23 protein-coding genes are annotated in these 22,289 nt (G+C 68.2%); 5 read left to right on the forward strand and 18 right to left on the reverse strand.

Annotation, left to right across the window (positions count from 1 at the left end):
* Positions 1 to 20 precede the first annotated feature (20 nt).
* Positions 21 to 407 carry a hypothetical protein gene (locus JQT59_RS23835; RefSeq protein WP_213572257.1) on the reverse strand — a complete coding sequence of 129 codons (387 nt, stop codon included), beginning with the start codon at positions 405 to 407 and terminating at the stop codon, positions 21 to 23.
* 173 nt (positions 408 to 580) lie between these two features.
* Between JQT59_RS23835 and JQT59_RS23840 the strand changes: the two genes are divergently transcribed.
* On the forward strand, positions 581 to 1,024 hold the full coding sequence (locus JQT59_RS23840) for a cupin domain-containing protein (protein ID WP_159922061.1): 444 nt from the start codon (positions 581 to 583) through the stop codon (positions 1,022 to 1,024).
* A gap of 14 nt (positions 1,025 to 1,038) precedes the next feature.
* On the opposite strand, the gene JQT59_RS23845 is transcribed toward JQT59_RS23840, so the two are convergent.
* From JQT59_RS23845 to dprE2, 4 genes are read right to left on the reverse strand one after another with little or no spacing between them, the layout of a single operon-like run.
* Positions 1,039 to 1,779: a cobalt-precorrin-6A reductase gene (locus tag JQT59_RS23845; protein ID WP_213572258.1), complete on the reverse strand. Its 741-nt coding sequence runs from the start codon at positions 1,777 to 1,779 to the stop codon at positions 1,039 to 1,041.
* A gap of 2 nt (positions 1,780 to 1,781) precedes the next feature.
* Complete coding sequence (cobM, locus tag JQT59_RS23850) at positions 1,782 to 2,531, reverse strand: precorrin-4 C(11)-methyltransferase (RefSeq protein ID WP_213572259.1); 750 nt, start codon at positions 2,529 to 2,531, stop codon at positions 1,782 to 1,784.
* Positions 2,528 to 3,766 carry a precorrin-6y C5,15-methyltransferase (decarboxylating) subunit CbiE gene (gene cbiE, locus JQT59_RS23855; RefSeq protein WP_213572260.1) on the reverse strand — a complete coding sequence of 413 codons (1,239 nt, stop codon included), beginning with the start codon at positions 3,764 to 3,766 and terminating at the stop codon, positions 2,528 to 2,530. Before cbiE ends, cobM begins: the two co-directional genes overlap by 4 nt.
* Entirely contained in the window at positions 3,763 to 4,539 is a 777-nt protein-coding gene (gene dprE2 / locus JQT59_RS23860) for a decaprenylphospho-beta-D-erythro-pentofuranosid-2-ulose 2-reductase (RefSeq protein WP_213572261.1), read from the reverse strand. The genes cbiE and dprE2 overlap by 4 nt, the downstream gene beginning before the upstream one ends.
* A 30-nt stretch (positions 4,540 to 4,569) precedes the next feature.
* Between dprE2 and JQT59_RS23865 the strand changes: the two genes are divergently transcribed.
* Positions 4,570 to 4,983, forward strand: coding sequence for a TIGR03618 family F420-dependent PPOX class oxidoreductase (locus JQT59_RS23865; RefSeq protein ID WP_159922051.1), 414 nt, complete (start codon positions 4,570 to 4,572; stop codon positions 4,981 to 4,983).
* Here JQT59_RS23865 and JQT59_RS23870 read toward each other — a convergent pair.
* Positions 4,943 to 5,701, reverse strand: coding sequence for a polyprenol monophosphomannose synthase (locus tag JQT59_RS23870; RefSeq protein ID WP_159922049.1), 759 nt, complete (start codon positions 5,699 to 5,701; stop codon positions 4,943 to 4,945). The genes JQT59_RS23865 and JQT59_RS23870 overlap by 41 nt on opposite strands.
* A 130-nt stretch (positions 5,702 to 5,831) precedes the next feature.
* Entirely contained in the window at positions 5,832 to 6,971 is a 1,140-nt protein-coding gene (locus tag JQT59_RS23875; RefSeq protein WP_213572262.1) for a M24 family metallopeptidase, read from the reverse strand.
* Positions 6,972 to 7,007: 36 nt separating this feature from the next.
* On the opposite strand from JQT59_RS23875, the gene JQT59_RS23880 reads away from it, so the two are divergent.
* The gene (locus JQT59_RS23880; RefSeq protein WP_213572263.1) at positions 7,008 to 7,964 is read left to right on the forward strand and encodes a 5'-3' exonuclease; all 957 of its coding nucleotides are present in this window, start codon (positions 7,008 to 7,010) and stop codon (positions 7,962 to 7,964) included.
* Positions 7,965 to 7,990: 26 nt separating this feature from the next.
* Here JQT59_RS23880 and JQT59_RS23885 read toward each other — a convergent pair whose 3' ends face one another.
* The 7 genes from JQT59_RS23885 to pafA form a co-directional block, all read right to left on the reverse strand.
* Positions 7,991 to 8,665, reverse strand: a complete 675-nt coding sequence (locus JQT59_RS23885) for a DUF4333 domain-containing protein (protein ID WP_109335067.1) — start codon at positions 8,663 to 8,665, stop codon at positions 7,991 to 7,993.
* Between the two features lie 102 nt (positions 8,666 to 8,767).
* The gene (locus JQT59_RS23890) at positions 8,768 to 11,506 is read right to left on the reverse strand and encodes a DEAD/DEAH box helicase (RefSeq protein ID WP_213572264.1); all 2,739 of its coding nucleotides are present in this window, start codon (positions 11,504 to 11,506) and stop codon (positions 8,768 to 8,770) included.
* A gap of 12 nt (positions 11,507 to 11,518) precedes the next feature.
* The gene (gene tatC, locus JQT59_RS23895; RefSeq protein ID WP_213572265.1) at positions 11,519 to 12,559 is read right to left on the reverse strand and encodes a twin-arginine translocase subunit TatC; all 1,041 of its coding nucleotides are present in this window, start codon (positions 12,557 to 12,559) and stop codon (positions 11,519 to 11,521) included.
* Between the two features lie 91 nt (positions 12,560 to 12,650).
* Positions 12,651 to 12,926, reverse strand: coding sequence for a Sec-independent protein translocase subunit TatA (gene tatA, locus JQT59_RS23900; protein WP_159922037.1), 276 nt, complete (start codon positions 12,924 to 12,926; stop codon positions 12,651 to 12,653).
* 152 nt (positions 12,927 to 13,078) lie between these two features.
* Positions 13,079 to 14,059, reverse strand: a complete 981-nt coding sequence (locus tag JQT59_RS23905) for a helix-turn-helix transcriptional regulator (RefSeq protein ID WP_213572266.1) — start codon at positions 14,057 to 14,059, stop codon at positions 13,079 to 13,081.
* Complete coding sequence (locus JQT59_RS23910) at positions 14,052 to 15,047, reverse strand: helix-turn-helix transcriptional regulator (RefSeq protein WP_213572267.1); 996 nt, start codon at positions 15,045 to 15,047, stop codon at positions 14,052 to 14,054. Before JQT59_RS23910 ends, JQT59_RS23905 begins: the two co-directional genes overlap by 8 nt.
* A 47-nt stretch (positions 15,048 to 15,094) precedes the next feature.
* A complete protein-coding gene (pafA, locus tag JQT59_RS23915) occupies positions 15,095 to 16,453 on the reverse strand; it encodes a Pup--protein ligase (protein ID WP_213572268.1) in 1,359 nt (452 codons plus the stop codon).
* 165 nt (positions 16,454 to 16,618) lie between these two features.
* Between pafA and JQT59_RS23920 the strand changes: the two genes are divergently transcribed.
* Complete coding sequence (locus JQT59_RS23920) at positions 16,619 to 17,992, forward strand: bifunctional phosphatase PAP2/diacylglycerol kinase family protein (RefSeq protein WP_397517648.1); 1,374 nt, start codon at positions 16,619 to 16,621, stop codon at positions 17,990 to 17,992.
* On the opposite strand, the gene prcA is transcribed toward JQT59_RS23920, so the two are convergent.
* The 4 genes from prcA to dop form a co-directional block, all read right to left on the reverse strand.
* A complete protein-coding gene (prcA, locus tag JQT59_RS23925; RefSeq protein ID WP_109329571.1) occupies positions 17,983 to 18,762 on the reverse strand; it encodes a proteasome subunit alpha in 780 nt (259 codons plus the stop codon). The genes JQT59_RS23920 and prcA overlap by 10 nt on opposite strands.
* Positions 18,759 to 19,646 carry a proteasome subunit beta gene (gene prcB / locus JQT59_RS23930; RefSeq protein ID WP_159922031.1) on the reverse strand — a complete coding sequence of 296 codons (888 nt, stop codon included), beginning with the start codon at positions 19,644 to 19,646 and terminating at the stop codon, positions 18,759 to 18,761. Before prcB ends, prcA begins: the two co-directional genes overlap by 4 nt.
* Entirely contained in the window at positions 19,643 to 19,837 is a 195-nt protein-coding gene (locus tag JQT59_RS23935; RefSeq protein ID WP_005242990.1) for a ubiquitin-like protein Pup, read from the reverse strand. Before JQT59_RS23935 ends, prcB begins: the two co-directional genes overlap by 4 nt.
* 170 nt (positions 19,838 to 20,007) lie before the next feature.
* On the reverse strand, positions 20,008 to 21,507 hold the full coding sequence (dop, locus tag JQT59_RS23940) for a depupylase/deamidase Dop (RefSeq protein ID WP_213572270.1): 1,500 nt from the start codon (positions 21,505 to 21,507) through the stop codon (positions 20,008 to 20,010).
* A 183-nt stretch (positions 21,508 to 21,690) separates the two neighbouring features.
* On the opposite strand from dop, the gene JQT59_RS23945 reads away from it, so the two are divergent.
* On the forward strand, positions 21,691 to 22,275 hold the full coding sequence (locus JQT59_RS23945) for an NUDIX hydrolase (RefSeq protein ID WP_213572271.1): 585 nt from the start codon (positions 21,691 to 21,693) through the stop codon (positions 22,273 to 22,275).
* Positions 22,276 to 22,289: the final 14 nt, after the last annotated feature.

A 22,289-nucleotide genomic window follows, 5' to 3' on the forward strand; every position in this document is an offset into this window, starting at 1 on the left:
GTCCGGGCCACCGCTCACCGCTACGGCGTGGTGATGTACTCCTGAATGGCCTGCTGCGCCCTGGGATTTCCGTTACCGATACCCACGATGGCGCCCGTAATGGCGCCGATGGGGGTCCCGATCATGCAACCGGCGAGGCTACCGGGGAACATCGACACACACCCCACCCCGAGACCGATCAGGGCGCCGATCGCCGTCCCCGCCGCTCCGCCGTTGGCCCAGCCGACGCCGAGCTCGTTGAGCATGTTCTCGAGGGCTTTCTGCTTGTCGACCTCGTGCCGGAAGGGAGCAACCTGAGCGGGCACGATTCCGCTCGGCTCCACCGGATCGGCGTGCGCCGTACCCGCTCCCATGGTCAACGCCCCCGCAACGAGAGCCGACGCAACTGACTTCTTCACCAAGTTCATCGTGATCCCACCCTGCTGACGAAGGAAAAACCGTTCCGACTCTAACCCGGTGTGGTGGGCGCGGGAGGCGAAAATGGGCCCGAAGTATCCGATCCCGAAACGGGCCCGTGGGTCACCCCGCCAACCGTAGGCTGAGGTGTTCGGGCACTTCCGTGCCCCGAGAGGTGGTGGCGATGTCCGTCAAACCGAGTCTGGCTGCGTTGTCCTGTGTAGCCCTGGCGGTGCTTCTTCCCTCCCCTGCGCAGGCCACTCCGTCGTCGGGCGTGACGGCGCAGATCCTGTTCGAAACCACCGTGCCCGCCATGACCGGTTCCGCGGAGACCGGTGCCACCGATCTCACCCTGCGCCGCATCGAAATCGCCCCCGGCGGCACCACGGGGTGGCACTACCACGACGGCCCTGTCTACGCGTTCGTCGAATCAGGGGTTCTCACAAGAACTCTGGACGATTGCACCACAGTGGTGACCGCCGCCGGGCAGGCGATCACCGAGAACTTCGGCAGCGACCACGTGCACATCGGTTCCAATCTGGGTGAGGTTCCACTGGTTCTGCTGGCGTTCTACACCGAACCGGCGGGCAAACCCCTGTCGGAGGACGCGCCCGCCGTCACGTGTTGACGCTGTGCCGGGACCTACCGGTCCGAGCGGATCCAGTCGAGTGCGCCCGCAACGTCGCCGACGATCGCGGCGGCGGAGGGTAAGGGCGGGCGGTCGATCATCACCACGGGAAGCCCGAGGTCGCGCGCCGCGCGCAGTTTCGCGGCGGTCTGTTCACCACCGCTGTTCTTGGTGACGAGTACGTCGATGCGGTACTCCCGCATGAGGTCGATCTCTGCCGGCACGGTGAACGGCCCGCGGGCGAGAAGCAGAGTCGAGCGCGCGGGAAGGTCGACTTCCGGTGGATCGATCGCGCGCACGAGGAACCACAGTGCACGCAGGTCGGCGAATGCCCCGACCCCCTGCCGTCCCACGGTGAGGAAGATGCGCGTTCCGAGCCCGGGAAGGAGTGCGGCCGCCGCGGAGAGGTCCGGGACGCGGCGCCAGTCGTCACCCGGGACGGGTGACCACTCGGGCCGTCGCAGCACGACCAGGGGAATTCTGCAGCGCCGGGCCGCCTCGGCCGCGTTCTCGGTGATGCGTGCGGCGAACGGGTGGGTGGCATCGACGATCGCGTCGACGGGGTTGCCCCGCAACCAGTCCGCGAGGCCGTCCTCTCCGCCGAACCCGCCGATCCGGACGTCGCCGGCCGGGATCCGCGGATCCCGAACCCGGCCGGCGAGGGACGACACGGTGTCGATCGACGGATCATCCGCCAATGCCGCTGCCAGCGACCTCGCCTCCCCGGTACCTCCGAGGATCAGTATCCGCCGCACGGTCAGTGGGTGGTGCGCTCGCGGGCGGCCGAATACAGGTAGCTGTCCGGGAAGCCCTCGGCAGCAAGGACTTTGCCGACGATCACAACAGCCGTCTTCGTGACGCCGGCAGCTTTCACCTGGTCTGCGATGGTGGCGAGGGTGCCGCGCAACACGATCTCGTCGGGTCGGGAGGCGAAGGCGACGACGGCGGCCGGGCAGTCGCGACCGTAGTTCTCGATCAGTTCCAGGGCGATCTGATCGATCCGGTGCGCCCCCAGATGCACCACGAGGGTGGCGCGACTGCGACCCAGCGACCGCAGATCCTCTCCCTCCGGCATAGCGGTGGACAACGTGGACACCCGGGTCAGCACGATCGACTGGGACACGCCGGGCACCGTCAGTTCCCGCCCGAGCGACGCCGCCGCAGCGGTGAACGCGGGAACTCCGGGCACCAGGGTGTACTCGACGCCCGCGGCGTCGAGCCTGCGCGCCTGCTCGGCGACCGCACTGAAGATCGACGGATCCCCCGAATGCAGCCGCGCCACATCCTGACCGGCGGCGTCGGCCTCGATCAGCAGGGCGACGATCTCGTCGAGACTCAGGCGGGCCGTGTCGATCACCCGTGCGCCGTCGGGGCATTCGGCGAGCAACTCTCGGGGAACCAGACTTCCCGCGTAGAGGCACACCGGGCTGGCCGCGATGATGCGCTGTGCCCGCACGGTGACGAGGTCGGCCGCTCCCGGACCGGCCCCGATGAAGTAGACCGTCATGCTGAGTCACCTTTCGCCTGCTTCGTCACCGACCATTGCGCGACCGGCAATTGTGGACGCCAGGCGGTGAATCCGCCGAGCGGTTGGCCGCGATACACCTGGAACTTGCGAAGCTGCCCGCCGTGCACGGAGAACCACCGCAGCAGCAGCGCCTCCGACTCTGCCGTCACGGCGTTGGCCACCAATCGGCCGCCGTCACGGAGCCGGGACCAGCACCCGTCGAGAACACCGTCCTCGGTGAGGCCGCCTCCGACGAAGATGGCGTCCGGCACGCGTCCCTCCTGTTCCCGTACGGCACCGAACGCCGCGGGCGCGGCACCGTGGACGGTGAGGGCGGGCACCCCGAGTGCAGTTGCGTTCGCCTCGATCTGGGCAACGCGCGCGGGATCACGCTCGAACGCGACGGCCCGGCACCGGGGATGACTGCGCATCCATTCGATCGCGATCGTGCCCGACCCGCCGCCCACATCCCAGAGGACCTCTCCCGGAGCGGGCGCCAGGGCGCACAGCGTCAGTGCCCGGATCTCATGCTTGGTCATCTGGCCGTCACCCGAGTACGCCGCGTCGGCGAGGCCGGGAAGCCTGGTCAGCCGTGGGCTGTCTGCGCCCGCGCGGCACGCCACGGCGATTACGTTCAGCCGGGTCCCGGCGTCGTGGTTCCACGTCGACGCCGTCCCGTCGACCCGGGATTCCCCGGGCCCGCCCAGCTCCCCCAGCACGGTGAGGCGCGAGTCGCCGAACCCGTGACCTCGCAGCAGCGCGGCCACCGCGGCCGGGGTGTGTTCGTCGCGGCTGAGCACCAGAATGCGCGCCTGATCGTGCAGGGCGGGCAACAAAGTCTCGGGCGGCCGGCTCACCAGGCTCACCACGGGAGTGTCGTGCGCCGGCCAGCCCAACCGGGCGCAGGCCAGCGTCGCCGAAGACGGATGGCTGACAACGCGCACCCGTTCCGGACCCAGCAGCTCGACCAGTGTCACCCCGATGCCGTGGAACATCGGGTCGCCGCTCGCCAGCACGCACACCTTCCGGCCGGCATGAGCGTCCAACAGACCACCGAGCGCCGGCACCAGCGGCGACGGCCATGCAACCCGCAGCGCAGGAGATTCGGGGATCAGCGTGAGTTGCCTGCTCGAGCCCATCAGCACGTCGGCTTCCCGGATCTCCCGTTGCCCGCGCGGGGACAGCCCGTCCCAGCCGTCCGCGCCGATACCCACTACGGCGACGACATCACTCATCGCGGCATCCGGCGCCAGAGTGCCTGCGGCAGCAGCCGCAGAACGAAGAACACCGGGCGCAGCCGTCCCGGCACCCACACCCGGGCCGACCCCCGGCGCAGTCCGCGGCCCACAGCGTCCGCGACCTGCCCGGGCGTACTCGACATCGGTGCCGCGGACATCCCCTCCGTCATCCGTCCGACGACGAAACCCGGCCGGACCAGCATGAGGGACACCCCGCTGCCGTGGAGGGCGTCCCCGAGTCCGGAGGCGAATCCGTCGAGCCCGGCCTTCGCGGACCCGTACACATAGTTGGCCCGCCGTACCCGCACTCCGGCGACGGACGAGAACACCACCAGGCGTCCCGACCCCTGGGCGCGGAGCAGGGTGGCCAGATGAGTCAGCACACTGATCTGTGCGACGTAATCGGTGTGCACCACCGCCACGGCGTGTCGTGCGTCCCGCTCGGCGCGCGCCTGATCGCCCAGAATGCCGAACGCGAGCACCGCCACCGCCACCGGGCCGTGCGCGGTCACGACGGACCGAAGAAGGCCCTCGTGGCTGCCGAGGTCGTCGGCATCGAATTCCACGCACTCCACGGCCGACGCACCGGCGTCGAGCAACGCTTGCCGTTCAGCGGCGAGGTCGCCGCTTCGGCGCGCCGCCAGGACGATCGTGCGGCCGGGCGCCAGCCGGGTCGCGATCTCGAGACCGATCTCGCTGCGCCCGCCCAGCAGGAGTACCGCCCCGTCGTCCACATGCTGTCGGCTGTTCCTCTTCGATCCCAGGCTCACCGGTCCAGTGTCCTGGATTACCGTCGGGTCATGGACCGCACCCCCCAGGCACCGATTCGCCTCACCGATTCAGCTCTCACCTTCCTCGGTGAATATCACCTCGGCACCCTCACCACACTGCGCAAGAACGGCACCCCCCATGTGGTGGCCGTCGGCTTCACCTGGGATCAGGAGCACGGCATCGCACGGGTGATCACCAACGGTTCGTCCCAGAAGGCGCTCAACGCCGACCGTGGCGGGTACGCCGCGGTGAGCCAGGTCGACGGCCCGCGGTGGATGACCCTCGAGGGGCCGTCCCGGGTGCTCACCGACCCGGAGGCGGTGGCGGATGCGGTCGCGCGGTACGCGGCCCGCTACCGGCAGCCGCGCGAGAATCCGACCCGGGTGGTCGTCGAGATCGCGGTCAGCCGCGTGCTCGGTTCCGCTTCGCTGCGCGGCCACTGAACCGCAGTTTCCACGGCACCAGCGCCGACTCCATCTGCACACCCAGGCTCATCTTCGACACACCATCGGTGCGCTCCTCGAAACGGATGGGCACCTCGGCGATGCGCATGCCGCGCTGCACGGTCCGGTAGTTCATCTCGACCTGGAAGGCGTAGCCGTTGCTCTGCACCCCGTGGACGTCGATCGCCCGCAGAGTGTCGGCGTGCCAGGCCTTGAACCCGGCGGTGGCATCCTTCACCCGCAGCCGCAGAATCGCGTTGACATAGAAATTGGCCCACGCCGACAGCGCTTTACGGTGCCAGGGCCAGTCGCTGGCAACCGCACCGCCGGCCACGTAGCGAGAACCGAGCACCACCGCGGCATCCGTCTGCGTCAGTGTCTCGACCATGCGCGGGATCGCCTCGGCGGGATGCGACAGGTCGGCGTCCATCTGAATGACGATGTCGGCGCCCTCGTCGAGCGCCCGTGTCATCCCGGCCACGTAGGCGCGCCCGAGCCCGTCCTTGACGGTGCGGTGCAGGACGCCCACCGGGATGGGCGCGTCGATCGCGAGCTTCTCGGCGACGTCGCCGGTACCGTCCGGCGAGTTGTCGTCGACCACGAGCACGTGCATGTTCGCGATCTGCAACGCGTCGAGAAATTCGACGAGCTTGGGCAGGTTGTCGCGTTCGTTGTACGTCGGTACGACGACGGTTACCTTCGGGGCGACGCTCTCCATGACACCTTCGGTTGATCTGTGATCCCGACCCGCCGCCGACGGGCGGCGGCGAGTGCGGTCGCGAACAAAGGTTAGATGTTACTACCCGTGGCGGCAGGCCCTGCCGCACGTCCGGATCGGCCGAGCCGGATCAGCCGGGAAGGACCGTCAACCCGTGCGGCCGGGTGTTGAGGGATTCGCAGCCGTCGGCGGTGACGACGACGATGTCCTCGATGCGAGCCCCCCACTGCCCGGGGAAGTAGATTCCCGGTTCCACACTGAACGCCATCCCCTCCGTCAGCTCGATCGCGTTGCCGGACACGATGTACGGCTCCTCGTGTACGGAAAGACCGATGCCATGACCGGTGCGGTGGACGAAGGCGTCGGCCAGGCCCTCCGCCGCCAGCAGGTCCCGCGCGGCCGCATCGACGGCCTCCGCCGCCACCCCGGGACGAACGAGGTCGACGGCCGCCGCCTGCGCCGCCTCGAGGACGGCCACCCGGGCCGCCACCGCCGGATCCGGTTCGCCCATGCAGTAGGTGCGGGTGGAGTCGGAGTTATACCCCGGGTCCACGGGGCCGCCGATGTCGATGACCACCACGTCACCCGATTCGATTACCCGGTCCGACACCTCGTGATGAGGATCGGCGCCGTGCGGGCCCGATCCGACGATCACGAAGGCGGCTTCCGTGTGCCCCTCGTCGAGTATGGCGGCGGTGATGTCCGCGGCGACCTCGGCTTCGGTGCGGCCGACCGTCAAGAACTCGCCCATCCGCGCATGCACCCGGTCGATCGCCCGACCTGCCTGGCGAAGGGCGTCGATCTCGGCCTCGTCCTTGACCATCCGCAACTCGCGCAGCACTCCGGTTGCAAGAACGGGCAGCGCGCCGAGCTCCTGGGCCAGGGGCAGCAGATGCAACGCCGGCATGGCGTCGGTGACGGCGGTTCGCGCCGGCGCCGGTAGCGCTCCGGCGACCAGGGCATACGGGTCGACCCCGTCGACCCAGTCGAGCACCCTCACGCCGAGTTCGGACGCCGCCGACTCGGTGAGCGATGCCAATTCGAGGCGCGGCACGACCACCGAGGCGGTCTCACCGGTCGCCGGAATCACCAGGCAGGTGAGCCTTTCGAACGATTCGGCGCGGGAACCGAGCAGATACCGCAGATCGGGACCGGGTGTGATGAGCAGGCCGTCGAGTCCGGACTCGCGGGCGAGCGCGCCGGCCCGGGCAATCCGGTCGGCGTAACTGGCTGCGGGGAAGCGGGACGTGGACGCTCCGAGGGAACTCATGCGCTCAGGTTAATGCCGTTTGGCAGTATGTGAGCCATGAGTAAGCCCCTGCTTCTCCTCGACGGTGCCAGCCTGTGGTTTCGCGCCTACTACGCGCTGCCCGATTCCATCACGTCCCCGGACGGCCGACCGGTCAACGCCGTACGCGGATTCACCGACATGATGGCCGCGCTGATCACCACCCACCGGCCCTCCCGGCTCGCCGTGTGCCTCGACCTCGATTGGCGGCCGGCGTTCCGGGTGGCCGCAGTGCCCACCTACAAGACGCACCGGGTCGCCGAGGAGAGCGACGGGGCAGAGGAAGAGGTGCCCGACACGCTGTCTCCTCAAGTGCCGATGATCCTCGAGGTCCTCGCCGCCGCCGGGATCGCAACGGCCGGTGCCGAGGGTCTCGAGGCGGACGACGTGCTCGGCACCCTCGCCGCCACCGAGACCCGCGACCCGACCATCGTGGTCAGCGGAGACCGCGACCTCCTGCAGGTGGTGGCCGACGAACCGGTGCCGGTCCGCGTCCTGTACGTCGTGCGCGGCCTGGCGAAGGCCGAACTTCTGGGTCCGGCGGAGGTGGCCGCCAAATACGGGGTGCCGGCGGACCGGGCCGGCGACGCCTACGCCGAACTCGCCCTGCTGCGCGGCGACTCCTCGGACGGGTTGCCCGGGGTGAAGGGCATCGGTGAGAAGACCGCATCGAGCCTGATCATGCAATACGGATCGCTCGCGAATCTGCGGGCCGCCGCACTCGATCCGGAATCGGACATGGCGAAGGGGGCGCGCGCGAAATTCGCTGCGGCAGCGGACTATCTCGACGCCGCCCTGCCGGTGGTACGGGTGGTACGCGACGCCGACGTCGTGTTGTCCCGTGAAGACACGTTGCCCGCCGAACCGGTCGATGCGGACCGGCTCGGCGGACTGGCGGAAGAACTCGGAATCGGCAGTTCCGTTGCCCGCCTCACGGCGGCGATGCAGTCGGTGGCCGCCGCGCAGGTCCCGTAGGGACCGACCGCGGCGGACTACCGGATCTAACTGGGACGACTGACCTCGTAGGTGCCCTTGTCGTCGGTGAAGGTCAGGGTGACTCGCTTCTTCTCACCATCGACGGTGAGCGTGCACTCGAAGCTGTTGCCCTCCTTCACTTCCTGGTCAGCCGGGCAGGACACGCCGGACACGTTCTCGGCACCGTACGATTCGGTGACGATGCGCTCGACACCCTCCTCGGCGGCCTTCTGGTCGAGGGTGTCCGTGCCGAACACGGTGAACGCGAGGGCCAGTGCCACGCCCACGACCACCAGCAGCGCCACCACACCACCGATGATCCACGGCACCTTCGACTTGCCGGACGACGCCGGCGGCTGACCCCACTGCTGCTGACCGGGAGCCTGTCCCCACTGCTGAGGTTGCCCGGGCTGCTGACCCCACTGGGGCTGGCCGGGCTGTTGACCCCATTGCTGCTGACCCGGTTGACCGAGCTGGCCGGGTTGCGGCTGTTGACCCCACTGCGGTTGGCCGGGCTGCTGCGGTTGCTGACCCCACTGCGGTTGCCCCGGCTGACCCCCCGGTGCCGGTTGCCCCCACGGCTGGGCAGGTGGTTGCTGACCGTACTGGGGCGACCCGTACTGGCCGCCGGTCTGGTCAGGGTTACCCTGACCCGGGCCCCACTGTCCGTTCGGGTCGTTCGGTCCGTAAGGGCCGCTCATCGTCGCCTCCCGCTCACGTGTCACTTGTCGTCATACCGTAGCGCCCCGCACCCGCATTCGGGTCGTCGGACGGCGTGCGAATCGAACCACACAGTCGCCGGGTCACGCTGCATCCACCGCGACGACACCACGACGGATCGCGGACACCGCCCGGCCGGCCGCCCTGCTCACCCCGGGGTCCGGCGACGTCGAGCGGACCTGCTCGAGCAGATCGATCACCTGTCGGCACCAGCGGACGAAGTCACCCGCCGAGAGAGCGCGCCCCTGATCGCCGGCGGCGATCAACGCGTCGACCAGCGAATTCTCGCTCGCCCATTGGAAAATGGCCGAGGCGAACCCCAAGTCGGGTTCACGCGTCGGCGGCAGTTTGTACCGGATCTCCTCGGCCCGCAGATCCCGCCACACCCGCACCGTCTCGTCGAGCGCGTACCGCAACGCCCCGGGGCCACCCTGTTCGATGGTGTCGCCTTCGCGCCGCGATTCGAAGACGACGGACGAGACGACGGCGGCGAGCTCGGCGGGGCCCAGCCCCTTCCACACGCCCTGGCGCAGGCACTCGGCGACGAGAAGGTCACTCTCCGAATAGATTCGACTCAGTCGGGCACCGTCCTCGGTGGCCTCCGGATGCTCACCCGCAGTGACATACCCACGTTCGGTCAGCAGCGCCAGGATGCGGTCGAAGGTGCGGGCCAACGAGTTGGTCGTGGCGGCCACCTTCTGCCGCATGGTCTCGGTCTCGCGGGCCAGCCGGTTATACCGCTCACCGATCCGACTCAACTGCTCACGGTCGGGCCAGGAGTGGCAGGGATGCTGACGGATCGCCCGCCGTAGCCGCGCGATCTCCGCGTCGTCGGCGGCGCCCGCCTTCTTCTTCTTGCGGCGTCCCGGCACGACAATGCCGGTGCTGCGCAACGCCGAAGCCAGATCGCGGCGAACCCGGGCGGTGTGATGGTCGACTCGGCGGGGCATCCGCATCGAGCCCAGCGACCGTGCGGGCTCGGGGAAGTCGCCGGCCGACACCCGGCCCGCCCACTTCCCTTCCGTCAGGATCAGCGGCTTCGGATCGGTCGGGTCCCGGTCTGGTTCCAGGACGACGGCCAGACCTGAATGCCTGCCCACCGGAATCGCGATCACGTCACCGCGCCGCAACGAGGTGAGGGACTCGACGGCGGCGTCGCGGCGCTCGCTGCGGCCCTGTCGCTCGAGGGCCCGCTCCCTGCTGCTCAGTTCTTCTCGCAGCCGCGCGTATTCGAAGTACTCGCCGTCTTCTCCGCCGAGCCGCTCCCGCAGGGTGGCCATCGCCGCCTCGTTGCGCTCGATACCTCGCGTCAGCCCGACCACGGAACGGTCGGCCTGGAACTGAGCGAACGACCTCTCCAACAGGGCCCGCGATTCGGGAGCACCCATCCGGTCGATCAGGTTGATCGTCATGTTGTAGCCGGGACGGAACGAACTGCGCAGCGGGAAGGTACGGGTGGAGGCCAGGCCCGCGACGTCCACCGGCTCCACCCCGGGCTGCCACAGCACCACCGCGTGCCCCTCGACGTCGATGCCGCGGCGACCGGCGCGGCCGGTGAGCTGGGTGTACTCCCCCGGCGTCAATTCGGCGTGCGCTTCGCCGTTGTACTTCACGAGCCGTTCCAGGACCACCGTGCGGGCGGGCATGTTGATGCCGAGCGCCAATGTCTCCGTGGCGAAGACCGCGCGGACCAGCCCTTTGACGAACAACTCCTCGACGGTTTGACGGAACGCGGGCAGCATGCCTGCGTGGTGCGCGGCGAGTCCCCGCTCGAGCGCCTTCCGCCACTCCCAGTAGCCGAGCACTTCGAGATCCGCCTTCGGTAGGTCACCGGTGTGGGCGTCGATGATCGTGCGGATCTCGGCTACCTGCTCGGCACTCGTCAGGTCGAGCCGCGACCGCACGCACTGCGCCAGGGCGGCGTCGCAGCCGGCCCTGCTGAAGATGAAGGTGATGGCCGGCAGCAGCCCCTCGTCGTCGAGGCGGGCAATGACTTCCGGACGCGGCAGCGGGCGGAAGTCGCTCGGAACCCCACCTCGGCCTCCTCGCCGCCCACGTTCACGCGACTCCCAAGGGTCGACCCGCTCGAGTGCCTGCCGCTGCTTGACGTGCCGGACCAGGTCCTGGTCGACCACCAGGTCGCGGCGGCCGTCCGTGGTGCGGGCCCGGGTGTCGAAGAGGTCGAACAGTCGACGGCCGACCATGATGTGCTGCCACAGCGGGATCGGGCGGGTTTCGTCGACGACCACGGTGGTGTCACCCCGGACGGTTTCCATCCAGGCACCGAATTCCTCGGCGTTGCTCACCGTCGCCGACAGGCTCACCAGCCGCACGTCCTCGGACAGGTGCAGGATCACCTCCTCCCACACCGCGCCGCGGAACCGATCCGCCAAAAAGTGCACCTCATCCATCACCACATGGGACAGACCGCGCAACGCCGGCGAGTCGGCGTACAGCATGTTGCGCAGGACCTCGGTGGTCATCACCACCACGGGGGCGTCGGAGTTGATGCTCGAATCGCCGGTCAGCAAACCCACCGAATTCTTGCCGTACCTGCGCACCAACTCGGCGTACTTCTGGTTGCTCAGCGCCTTGATGGGCGTGGTGTAGAAGCATTTGCGCCCCGACGCGAGGGCGAGGTGCACGGCGAACTCACCGACCACTGTCTTGCCTGCACCGGTCGGTGCGCACACGAGGACACCGTGCCCGGCCTCGAGCGCGCGGCAAGCATTGATCTGGAAGGGGTCGAGGACGAAACCGAGCAGTTCCGAGAACACGTCGAGCTCGGTGCCGCCGGTTGCCTCGCCTGTTGTTACAGCCACCCCGTCAGATTGTCACAGGGTGTCGGAAAAGTCCTGACCCGGTGTGTTGGGGCCGGTCGTGGTGGCGCCGTCACCCTGGAGCGCTGAACCGGACCGGCCGGATTTGCGGCCACGCCGGAAGCGGCCGGCGGGCTCGGGAACCGGTGTCGGCGCGGCGTCGAAGGCCTCGTCCAGATCCTTCGGGGCGGCGATCGGCGACGCTTCGTCGTCGTCCAGCGCCCCCCATTCCTGTTCGCTGCGCCGCGCCTTCCTTCGGTCGTTGAGGCGGGCGATCTGCACGGCGATTTCGAACAGCACCGTCAGGGCCAGCGCGAGCGCCAGCATCGAGAACGGGTCCTGCCCGGGCGTGGCGATCGCGGCGAAGACGAACAACGCGAAGATCAACCCGCGCCGCCATGCCTTGAGCTTGGCGTACGGCAAGATGCCGACGAAGTTCAGCGCGACGATGAGCAACGGAATCTCGAAACTGACACCGAAGATGATCAGGAGATTGACGATGAACCCGAAGTACTCGGCACCACCGAGCGCCGTGATCTGAACGTTGTCGCCGATCGTCAAGAGGAAGTGCAACGCCTTGGCGACCACCACGTACGCCAGCACCGCTCCGGCGACGAACAGCAGCGCCCCCGACACCACGAAGCCGATGGCGTAGCGGCGTTCCTTCGCGTACAGGCCGGGCGTGATGAAGGCCCACAGCTCGTACAGCCAGATCGGGCACGCCAGAACGATGCCCGCGGTGAAAGCCACCTTGAACCGCAACATGAACTGCTCGAACGGTCCGGTGGCGAGCAGCCGGCACGCGCCGTCGCTACTGAGATCCGCCCGGCTCGAGTCGGGCAGTGAACAGTACGGCCCGCGCAGCAGCTCACCCAGGCTCTCGATGCCGAGAAGCTGATGGGAATACCAGAAGAAGCCGACCGCGGTAGTGACGAGGATCGCCAGCACGGACAGGAGCAGTCGCGTGCGCAACTCGTACAGGTGATCGACCAACGACATGGTGCCGTCGGGATTGGTCCTCCGCTTGCTGTGTCGCGGATCGAACGGAATACGCACTATGGGCCCTAGTCTTGATCAGCAGGCGAACCGGTCTCGGTCAGCAAGCAACCGGGGTGACGAGGTCACCCCGGTTGCCAGACGGCTCGGACTACGCCGACTTGTGCTCGGGGTGCTGCGGCTGCACCGGAGCGGGAGGCGTGACGGGCGTGGTGGTGGTATCCGCCACGGGCAGTTCGGCGGGCGCGCTCTGCTGCGCGGTGGGTGCCGGAGCGTTGTTGTCGTTCTGCATCTCCTTGACCTCGCTCTTGAAGATGCGAAGCGAGCGGCCGAGTCCACGAGCTGCGTCGGGCAGCTTCTTGGAACCGAAAAGGATGACAACGACCAACGCAACGATGGCCCAGTGCCAGGGGCTCATGGCTCCCATGATGAAACCTCCAAAAGATCAGGTGACCCCGATGCTACCGGACCGGCCCCGGACCAGCCGCGTCGAAACCGGCTAGTCACGCTGCGATTCGACTGTCGGTTTCCTCACCGAACGCGGTGAACGCACATCGGCGAGCAGTCCTCGACGCTGACTCAGACGTCCACGGCCTCATACGCCGCGAGGGCCTCGACCGCGCGGCGCCGCACCTCCTCGACGAGCTCGACCGGTTCGAGGACGGTGATGCCACCACCGAAGCCGAGGAGGAGCCGCGCCATCCACTCGAGTGCCCCGTAGCTCATGCTCGCCTCGACGGCACCGTCCGCACCCACGGCCAGCACATCCATCGGGTAGTAGTCGAGCACCCACACGCACTCGGCGCTGATGTGCAGCCGGGCATGCGGTAGGGAGGGGTCGCCACTGAACAGTTCCAGATTCGAATCCCGCACCAGCGCCTGCGCCGGCGGTGTGGAGGGCTCCTCCAATTCGGTGGCGGCGTCGATGCGGTCGAGCCGGAAGAGACGCGCCCCTTCGGCCTGACGGCACCACGCCTGCAGGTAGCTGTGGTTGTCGACCAGCACGATGCGGACCGGATCCACCGTGCGCTCACTCACCCGGTCCCGCGAAGCGGAATAGTAGGTGAGGTCGAGTGCGCGGCGATGATGGAGGGCGGCGCGCACCGTTGCGGCGATGGGGTCTTCTTCCACGTCCTCGGCAGTCTCCCGGCCTGGCGACACCGTTGCCGGGGTACGCGCCGCGGCCGTGCCGGCGGCATCCTCGATCTTCGCGATCGCGCTGTGCGCCGCCGAAGGGTCAACCATGCCGGGCATCTCGACCAGCGAACGCAGAGCAATCAGCAGCGCGGTCGCCTCGGTGGACGTCAACCGCAGCGGACGGTCGATGCCCGCCGAGAACGTCACCTCGATGCTCTCCTCGGAGAACGAGAGGTCGATCAAGTCGCCGGGGCCGTACCCCGGCAACCCGCACACCCACAACTGATTGAGGTCGGTCATCAACTGGGTGGTCGTCACCCCGAGTTCGGCGGCGGCTTCCGCCGCGCTCATTCCCGGATTCGCGATGAAGTACGGCACCAAATTGAGTAGCCGCGAAAGTCTCGACGACAATCTGTTACTCACTCCGCGCCCCCTGTCCCGCCGCGTCCCGTAACTTGGCCAGCACGTCGTCGCGCAGTTCCGGTGGGTCGAGGACCAATGCATCCGCCCCGTGTCCGGCAACCAGCCGGGCGATCCAGTCCCGCGACCGCACCGGAATCTGCAGAACACTTCCGCTGCGCTGGGCCACTTGCCGTTCCCCGGTGGTGGTGCCCAGTCGGCGCAACTCCTGGGCTCGCCCTTCGGCTACCCACACCGTTGCGGTGCCGGTGACCGCACCCGATCCGGTGACCCGATCCACGATTGCACGAAGATCGACGTCGGCCGGCTTGTGCACCACACCGGCCGGGCCGAACGCCGTCACCTCGTCACCGATCCGCGAGAGCCGGAACGTCCGCACGGCGCCACGGTCGACGTCGTGGCCGACGAGATACCAGCGACCGTGCGCTGTGACGACACCCCACGGCTCCACGGTGCGTTCGGTGTACGGCTCGTTGAGCGCCCCCCGGTGGGGAAAGTGCACGGCACGACCGGCATCGATCGCGGCCAGCAGCTTGCCCAGCGCCGGTTCCGACCCTCGTGTGCGTGCCGGGGCGGCGGTAACGGGGGTGGCCGCAGAGTCGGGATCCACCTGCACCCCCGCCGCCCGCAATTTCAGCAACGCACCCTGTGCTGCCGAGGTCAGCTCCGGCGACTCCCACAACTGCACCGCCACCGCCACGGCCGCCGATTCCTCCTGGGTGAGGTCGATGTCGGGAAGTTCGTACGCGTTGCGGTTGATGCGGTAGCCCTCGACCGTGGAAAAACGCGACGCCTGCCCGGTCTCGAGGGGCACACCGAGGTCACGGAGTTCGTTCTTGTCGCGCTCGAACATGCGACTGAAGGCCTCGTCGCTGGCGGAGTCGGCGTATCCGGCTACGCTCTCGCGAATCTTCTCGGCCGTGAGGAACTGCCTGGTGGACAGCAGACAGATCACCAGGTTCATCAAGCGCTCGATCTTGGATGTCGGCACGCCCGGAAGCCTAGTGGGTGGGTTGGTTCCGAACTTCCGCAGCGCGGCTACATCGAGGCAATCAACCGCTCCACCCGTTCGTCGACCGACCTGAACGGGTCCTTGCACAGGACGGTCCGCTGCGCCTGATCGTTGAGCTTGAGATGCACCCAGTCGACGGTGAAGTCGCGGCCGGCCTCCTGAGCTGCGGTGATGAACTCACCGCGCAGCTTCGCGCGGGTCGTCTGCGGCGGTGTGTCCACGGCAGCCTCGATCGTCTCGTCCTCGGTGATCCGCTTCACCAGCCCCTTGCGCTGGAGCAGGTCGAACACACCGCGACCACGTTTGATGTCGTGGTATGCCAGGTCGAGTTGCGCGATCTTCGGGTCGGCAAGCTCGAACCCGTCACGGTCCTGGTAGCGCTGGAACAGCTTGCGCTTGATCACCCAGTCGATCTCCGTGTCCACCTTGGCGAAGTCCTGCGACTCCACCGCATCGAGCATCCGGCCCCACAGATCCACCACCTGGCTGACCTGTGCGTCGGGTTCGCGGTTCTGCAGGTGTTCCACCGCGCGCGCGTGGTACTCGCGCTGAATGTCCAGTGCACTGGCCTGCCGGCCGCCGGCCAACCGCACCGGGCGACGTCCGGTGACGTCATGACTGACCTCGCGGATGGCGCGGATCGGGTTGTCGAGCGCGAAATCGCGGAACGCGACCCCGGCCTCGATCATCTCCAGGACGAGGGCCGCGGTTCCCACCTTGAGCATGGTGGTCGACTCCGACATGTTGGAATCGCCGACGATCACGTGGAGGCGACGGTACTTCTCGGCGTCGGCGTGCGGTTCGTCGCGCGTATTGATGATGGGCCGCGACCGGGTAGTCGCCGAGGACACCCCCTCCCAGATGTGCTCCGCCCGCTGAGACAGGCAGAAGGTGGCCGCCTTGGGAGTTTGCAGGACCTTGCCGGCACCGCAGATCAGCTGCCGCGTCACCAGGAACGGCAACAGAACGTCGGAGATCCGGGAGAACTCCCCGGCCCGCGCCACCAGGAAGTTCTCGTGGCAGCCGTACGAGTTACCGGCGGAGTCGGTGTTGTTCTTGAACAGGTAGATGTCGCCGCCGATGCCTTCTTCGGCGAGCCGCTGCTCCGCGTCGATGAGCAGTTCCTCGAGAACCCGCTCCCCCGCCCGGTCGTGATTGACCAACTGGATCAGGTTGTCGCACTCCGCCGTCGCGTACTCGGGGTGCGAGCCGACGTCCAGATACAGGCGGGCACCGTTCCGGAGGAACACGTTGGAACTACGGCCCCACGACACCACCCGCCGGAACAGGTAGCGCGCAACCTCGTCGGGGCTCAGTCGCCTGTGACCATGGAAGGTGCAGGTCACACCGAACTCAGTCTCAATACCCATGATTCGTCGCTGCACACCTCGACAGTACAACGCGGATCACGCGGCGGAGCGAGAAAACCGTCGGCGACACCGCACGCATACTCTGAGGTCGTGAAGCCACCGTTACACCGGATCCACCGAGCCGACGAGTTCGTGTTCGACCGCAGCGCCAATCTACGTCCGTCCGAGGCCGACAGGGTGATGCGTTTCCTCAGCCGTGCCGCCGACAAGGGGGTGCTGTGGTGGGCAGCCGCGGCAGTACTCACCGCCGTCGGCGGGCGGGCGCGGCGCGGCGGTGTCCGCGGTCTGCTGTCCCTCGCCCTGGCCAGCATGCTGGCCAACGGGATCCTGAAACCGCTGTTCCCTCGGCGGCGGCCCACCGCCCGGCAATGGGCCAGCGTGCTGCGGGGGGTGCGCATTCCGCTGTCGTCGTCGTTCCCGTCCGGGCACGCCGCATCCGCGGCGGCCTTCACCACCGGGGTCGCCCTCGAGTCGCCGGTCACCGGCGCCGTGCTGGCACCGCTCGCGGCGGCAGTCGCCTACTCCCGCGTCCACAACGGAGTCCACTGGCCGAGTGACGTGCTTGTCGGGCTCGCGTTCGGTGGTGTCGTGGCCTCGAGCACCCGACGCTGGTGGGCGGTCCGCTCGGAGGACCCGGCCGACCTCGGTTCCGCGGCCGACGTTCCCGCACTACCTGGTGGCGAAGGCCTACTCGTGGTGGTCAATCCCGGATCCGGACCCGGCGACGATGCGCCGACCGACGAGATCGGCGCCGCCTTGCCGAATGCACTGGTGCGCACCCTCGACATGGACCAGGATTTCGCCGAGCAGCTCGACACCTGGATCGGCGGGACCCAACCGCAGGCGCTCGGGGTCTGCGGCGGCGACGGCACGGTGGTCGCGGTGGCAGCGGCAGCGGTCCGCCACACGCTGCCGCTGGCGGTATTTCCCGGGGGCACCCTCAATCACTTCGCCCGCGACGCGGGCGTCACCGACATCGCCGGAACGGCGAAGGCTGTCGAGGAGGGGCGCGCCCGGCACGTCGACAAGGCCGTCGTCGGCACCGACGTCGCAGCGCCGGCCCCGTTCCTCAACACCGCCAGCCTGGGTGGATACCCGGACGCCGTGCGACTACGGGAAAAGTGGCAGCCGCGGCTCGGGAAATGGCCGGCCGCCTGCGCCGCAATGATCCGGATCCTGTCCGCCGCCGCACCCCTCGCCGTCACCATCGACGGGGAACCGGTGCTGATCTGGATGCTGTTCGTCGGAAACGGCCGGTACTCGCCGGCCGATCAGGTTCCGATGTCACGCCCGGCGATCACCGGCGGAATGCTCGATGTGCGATATGTGCGGGCAGACCGCCGCGCCTCACGATCCCGGCTGCTGTTCGCCGCGGCGACCGGCACCCTCGGCACCACACCGGTGTACGTCCGGTCGCTGGTGCCGAGGCTGACCGTGCAGGTCGACGGATCACCGGTCGCTCTGGCGACCGACGGCGAAGTAGTCGCCGACGCCCGCACCTTCGACTTCCGGGCCGAGCCCGAAGCGCTCGCGGTGTACCGCCCTCAGCCCTGAGATTCGGTCGACGTCGTCCCGTTGTCCGGAGTCGGCTCTGCGGCCGATTCCGACGGGGCGGCGGGCGGCTCCGGAAGCAGCCCCTCGAGCGCACTCCCGACGATCCGCCGGAACGCGCGCCGGGGACGGGTCTGATCGAGCACCGCCACCTCGAGAGCCGACACATCGACGTTGCGGCGTTCACCGTCGCCCGCACCGCCCTGCCGCAATGCGTTGACCGCGACCCCGACCGCGTCCTCGAGGCCCAGATCGGCACGATAGGACTCACGCATGGCAGTAGCGATCGGTTCCGTCGTGCCACCCATCACCACGAAGTCCTGCTCGTCGACGATGGATCCGTCGTAGGTGATGCGGTACAACTGCGGCGCCTTGGGGCTTCCCACCCGCCCCACCTCGGCGACGCAAATTTCCACCTCGTAGGGCTTGGGCTGCTCGGTGAAGATCGTGCCCAGCGTCTGCGCATAGGCGTTGGCCAGCGACCGACCCGTCACATCGCGGCGGTCGTAGGAGTAACCGCGCATGTCGGCGTGCACGATGCCGGCCCGCCGCAAGTTCTCGAACTCGTTGTATTTCCCCACCGCCGCGAACCCGAGGCGGTCATACAGCTCGCTCACCTTGTGCAGGGCGGTCGACGGATTCTCCGCGACGAACAGCACACCGTCGTGGAAGGTGAGCACCACGACGCTGCGCCCCCGGGCGATGCCTTTGCGCGCCAGCTCCGAGCGATCCCGCATGATCTGCTCGGCTGATGCGTAGTACGGCATGGTCATCGCGCCGACCCCCCTTCTTCGGTCCGCTCGGCGACGATGCGCCGCGCCAACTCCGACGTCGTGTCCTCGGACACGTGCACCGCCCCGGCCTGCGTGATCGTCACCGCGGTCGGGTAGATACCCCTGGTCACATCCGGGCCGCCGGTGGCCGAGTCGTCGTCGGCGGCGTCGTACAGCGACTCGATGGCCGCGCGCAACGCGGTCTCCTCGTCACTCTCCGGCGTATACAGCTTCTTCAGCGACGACTTCGCGAACAACGAACCCGAACCGACCGCGTGGTATCCGGAGCGTTCCTCGTAGCGACCGCCGACCACGTCGTAGGACACGATCCGGCCCGCCCGCGCGTCGTCGTCCGCGTCGAGGTCGTAGCCGACGAGGAGCGGCACCACGGCGAGGCCCTGCATCGCGGCCCCGAGATTGCCGCGCACCATCGACGCCAGGCGATTCGCCTTGCCGTCGAACGTGAGCTGAACGCCCTCGATCTTCTCGTAGTGCTCGAGCTCGACAGCGAAGAGCCGCACCAACTCGATCGCGATACCGGCGGTACCTGCGATTCCGGCAGCAGAGTATTCGTCGGTGATGTACACCTTTTCCACGTCGCGACTGGCGATCAGGTTTCCCTGTGTCGCTCGCCGGTCACCGGCAATGAGCACCCCACCCTTGTAGGTGAGCGCCACGATCGTCGTTCCGTGCGGTGCGAGATCACCGCTGTCCATCCCGTCACCACCCCGTGCGGTCGAGTGCGAGCGAAGGCCGATCCGATTCTCCGGCAACAATTCTGGTGCATGACCACGCAGATACTCGGTGAACGAGGACAGGTTCGAACCGAAGCTGAGCCTCGTGTCACCGTTGTGTATCCGCAGTGCCGGTCGATCCGCCGTCACTGGCCGCCCTTCTGGACATAGGCCCGGACGAAGTCCTCGGCATTCTCCTCGAGCACGTCGTCGATCTCGTCGAGGAGGTCGTCGGTGTCTTCTGCCAGCTTTTCACGACGTTCCTGACCTGCAGCTCCGTCACCGCCGGGGGTGTCGTCCTCATCGCCGCCACCAGTACGTTTGGTCTGCTCCTGTGCCATCGCCGCCGACCTCCTTGTGTAAAGGGAGCTCTTCTTCCGAGCGTCCTGTTCTGCCAAGCAGTCTGACTGATCATCCGCTCGGACCTTCACCCTACCGAGCGCCGACGCCCCACGTGTGCCGACGCGGCGGTGAGTTCCCCGGCGGGACCTACCGCGGCCGGCCCGAGGGCTCAGTTCGTGAGCTCGTCGACGAGCTCCTTCGCGGTGGTCACCGACTCCAGCAACGCTCCGACGTGGGCTTTGCTGCCCCGCAGCGGCTCGAGTGTCGGGATCCGGACCAGGGAGTCTCCACCCAGGTCGAAGATCACCGAATCCCAGCTCGCAGCCGCAATGTCGGCACCGAACCTGCGCAGGCACTCGCCGCGGAAGTACGCGCGGGTGTCGATGGGCGGTGCATCGACGGCGTCCAGGACCTGCTGCTCGGTGACGAGCCGTTCCATCGACCCGCGCGACACCAGGAGGTTGTACAGCCCCTTGTCGAGACGCACGTCGGAGTACTGGAGGTCGATCAGGTGCAATTTGGGGGCGGCCCATCCGAGGCCTTCCCGGCTGCGCGCACCCTCCAGAAGACGCAGCTTCGCCGGCCAGTCCAGTAGGTGTGAGCACTCCAACGGATCACGCTCGAGCAGGTCGAGCACCATGGCCCATTTTTCGAGCAGGTCGGTGACGCGGGGGTCGTCGTTGCCCTCGGCGGAGACGAATTTCGCAACCCGGTCGTGATAGATCCGCTGCAGGGCAAGCCCCGTCAGCTCCCGGCCGTCGGCCAACGCCACAGTGGCCCGCAAGGTGGGGTCGTGACTGATGTGGTGCACGGCGGTGACCGGGCGTGCGAGCTGGAGGTCGGTGAGATCGACGCCGGCCTCGATGAGATCGAGAACCAGGGCGGTGGTGCCGACTTTGAGGTACGTCGACATCTCGGCCAGATTAGCGTCACCGATGATGACGTGGAGCCGGCGGTACTTGTCCGCATCGGCATGGGGTTCGTCGCGGGTGTTGATGATCCCGCGCTTGAGCGTCGTCTCGAGGCCGACCTCCACCTCGATGTAGTCCGCACGCTGCGACAACTGGAAACCGGCCTCGTCGCCGGACTGACCGATGCCCACCCGCCCGGACCCGGTGATCACCTGACGGGACGCGAAGAACGGGGTGAGGCCGTTGATCACCGCGGAGAACGGGGTAGCCCGCGACATGAGGTAATTCTCGTGGGTGCCGTAGGAGGCGCCCTTGCCGTCCACGTTGTTCTTGTACAGCTGCAGTCGCGGTGCACCGGGCACACTCGACGCGTACCGGGCGGCGGCTTCCATCACCCGCTCACCCGCCTTGTCCCAGATCACCGCGTCGAGCGGGTCGGTGACCTCGGGGGCGGAATACTCCGGATGGGCGTGGTCGACGTACAGGCGCGCGCCGTTGGTGAGGATCATGTTGGCGGCACCGACCTCGTCGGCGTCGATGACCGGTGCGGGGCCGCTGAGCCGGCCGAGGTCGAATCCGCGGGCGTCGCGCAGGGGCGACTCCACCTCGTAGTCCCACCGCGTCCGCTTGGCCCGGGGCACCCCGGCCGCTGCCGCATAGGCGAGCACCGCCTGGGTCGAGGTCAGAATCGGATTGGCCGACGGCTCGCTGGGCGAGGAGATTCCGTACTCGACTTCGACACCGATGATCCGCTGCATGCTGCGAGCCTATGCGATCACCGGTTCCCGAGACGGTCAGGCCTGCGCGCACTCCCGATTGCGGTCGACGGAACCTGCCACGGCTCGGGCCGAAATCGAGCGACCGGCCGTGGCACGGCCCTGAACACCCCGACGCCGACGGGACGGGGACGGCGTCACCATGCTGGTGGCAGGATCGGACGCATGGATTCCGCGCCGGACACTTCACGACAGGCACACGAAGTGGTGGCGGTGTTCGACGGCGCAGGCCACCCTGTCGGGTCCGCCGAACGATCACGGGTCTATGACGAGGGGCTGTGGCATGCCAGCGCCGGAGTGCTCGTGCGGTCGGGCGACGGAAAACGTCTCTACGTGCACCGGCGGTCCGACACCAAGAGGGTGTTCGCCGGTCATCACGACTGCCTGGCGGGCGGTGTGCTCGATCCCGGCGAGACCCCCGAACAGGCCGCCGGCCGGGAATTGGCCGAGGAGCTGGGGATCACCGGTGCCGTGCTCACCCCGATCGCCCGGGTGTCCTGGAACGGCCGGTGGCAGGGGCTGCGCCTGCGCTGCCACCTCTACGCCTACGAAACCCATTGGGATGGCCCGATCGTTCACCAGGAGAGTGAAATCGCGGCCGGATGGTGGTGGACCCCCGAAGAGCTGCTCACGCACCTCCGCGACCCGGCTTGGCCGTTCGCCCCCGACACCCGCGCACTGCTCGGAAACCGTGTCGCCCCGGACGAGAACCGGCCCGGAGAACAGACCGGCACGGCGGGAAACGAATGACGTTCCCGCCGTGC

It is taken from the genome of Rhodococcus sp. USK13 (assembly GCF_018343855.1).
Classification (GTDB): domain Bacteria; phylum Actinomycetota; class Actinomycetes; order Mycobacteriales; family Mycobacteriaceae; genus Rhodococcus_F; species Rhodococcus_F oxybenzonivorans.

Excerpts from the sequence above, each read along its gene's own strand:
- JQT59_RS23935 (WP_005242990.1), bottom strand. The coding sequence starts at position 19,837 with ATGGCACAGGAGCAGACCAAACGTACTGGTGGCGGCGATGAGGACGAC.
- tatA (WP_159922037.1), bottom strand. The coding sequence starts at position 12,926 with ATGGGAGCCATGAGCCCCTGGCACTGGGCCATCGTTGCGTTGGTCGTT.
- cobM (WP_213572259.1), bottom strand. The coding sequence starts at position 2,531 with ATGACGGTCTACTTCATCGGGGCCGGTCCGGGAGCGGCCGACCTCGTC.
- JQT59_RS23945 (WP_213572271.1), top strand. The coding sequence starts at position 21,691 with ATGGATTCCGCGCCGGACACTTCACGACAGGCACACGAAGTGGTGGCG.
- JQT59_RS23920 (WP_397517648.1), top strand. The coding sequence starts at position 16,619 with ATGCGTTTCCTCAGCCGTGCCGCCGACAAGGGGGTGCTGTGGTGGGCA.
- dop (WP_213572270.1), bottom strand. The coding sequence starts at position 21,507 with ATGCAGCGGATCATCGGTGTCGAAGTCGAGTACGGAATCTCCTCGCCC.
- JQT59_RS23835 (WP_213572257.1), bottom strand. The coding sequence starts at position 407 with ATGAACTTGGTGAAGAAGTCAGTTGCGTCGGCTCTCGTTGCGGGGGCG.
- JQT59_RS23875 (WP_213572262.1), bottom strand. The coding sequence starts at position 6,971 with ATGAGTTCCCTCGGAGCGTCCACGTCCCGCTTCCCCGCAGCCAGTTAC.
- JQT59_RS23865 (WP_159922051.1), top strand. The coding sequence starts at position 4,570 with ATGGACCGCACCCCCCAGGCACCGATTCGCCTCACCGATTCAGCTCTC.
- JQT59_RS23885 (WP_109335067.1), bottom strand. The coding sequence starts at position 8,665 with ATGAGCGGCCCTTACGGACCGAACGACCCGAACGGACAGTGGGGCCCG.
- prcA (WP_109329571.1), bottom strand. The coding sequence starts at position 18,762 with ATGACCATGCCGTACTACGCATCAGCCGAGCAGATCATGCGGGATCGC.
- JQT59_RS23880 (WP_213572263.1), top strand. The coding sequence starts at position 7,008 with ATGAGTAAGCCCCTGCTTCTCCTCGACGGTGCCAGCCTGTGGTTTCGC.
- JQT59_RS23840 (WP_159922061.1), top strand. The coding sequence starts at position 581 with ATGTCCGTCAAACCGAGTCTGGCTGCGTTGTCCTGTGTAGCCCTGGCG.
- cbiE (WP_213572260.1), bottom strand. The coding sequence starts at position 3,766 with ATGAGTGATGTCGTCGCCGTAGTGGGTATCGGCGCGGACGGCTGGGAC.
- JQT59_RS23870 (WP_159922049.1), bottom strand. The coding sequence starts at position 5,701 with ATGGAGAGCGTCGCCCCGAAGGTAACCGTCGTCGTACCGACGTACAAC.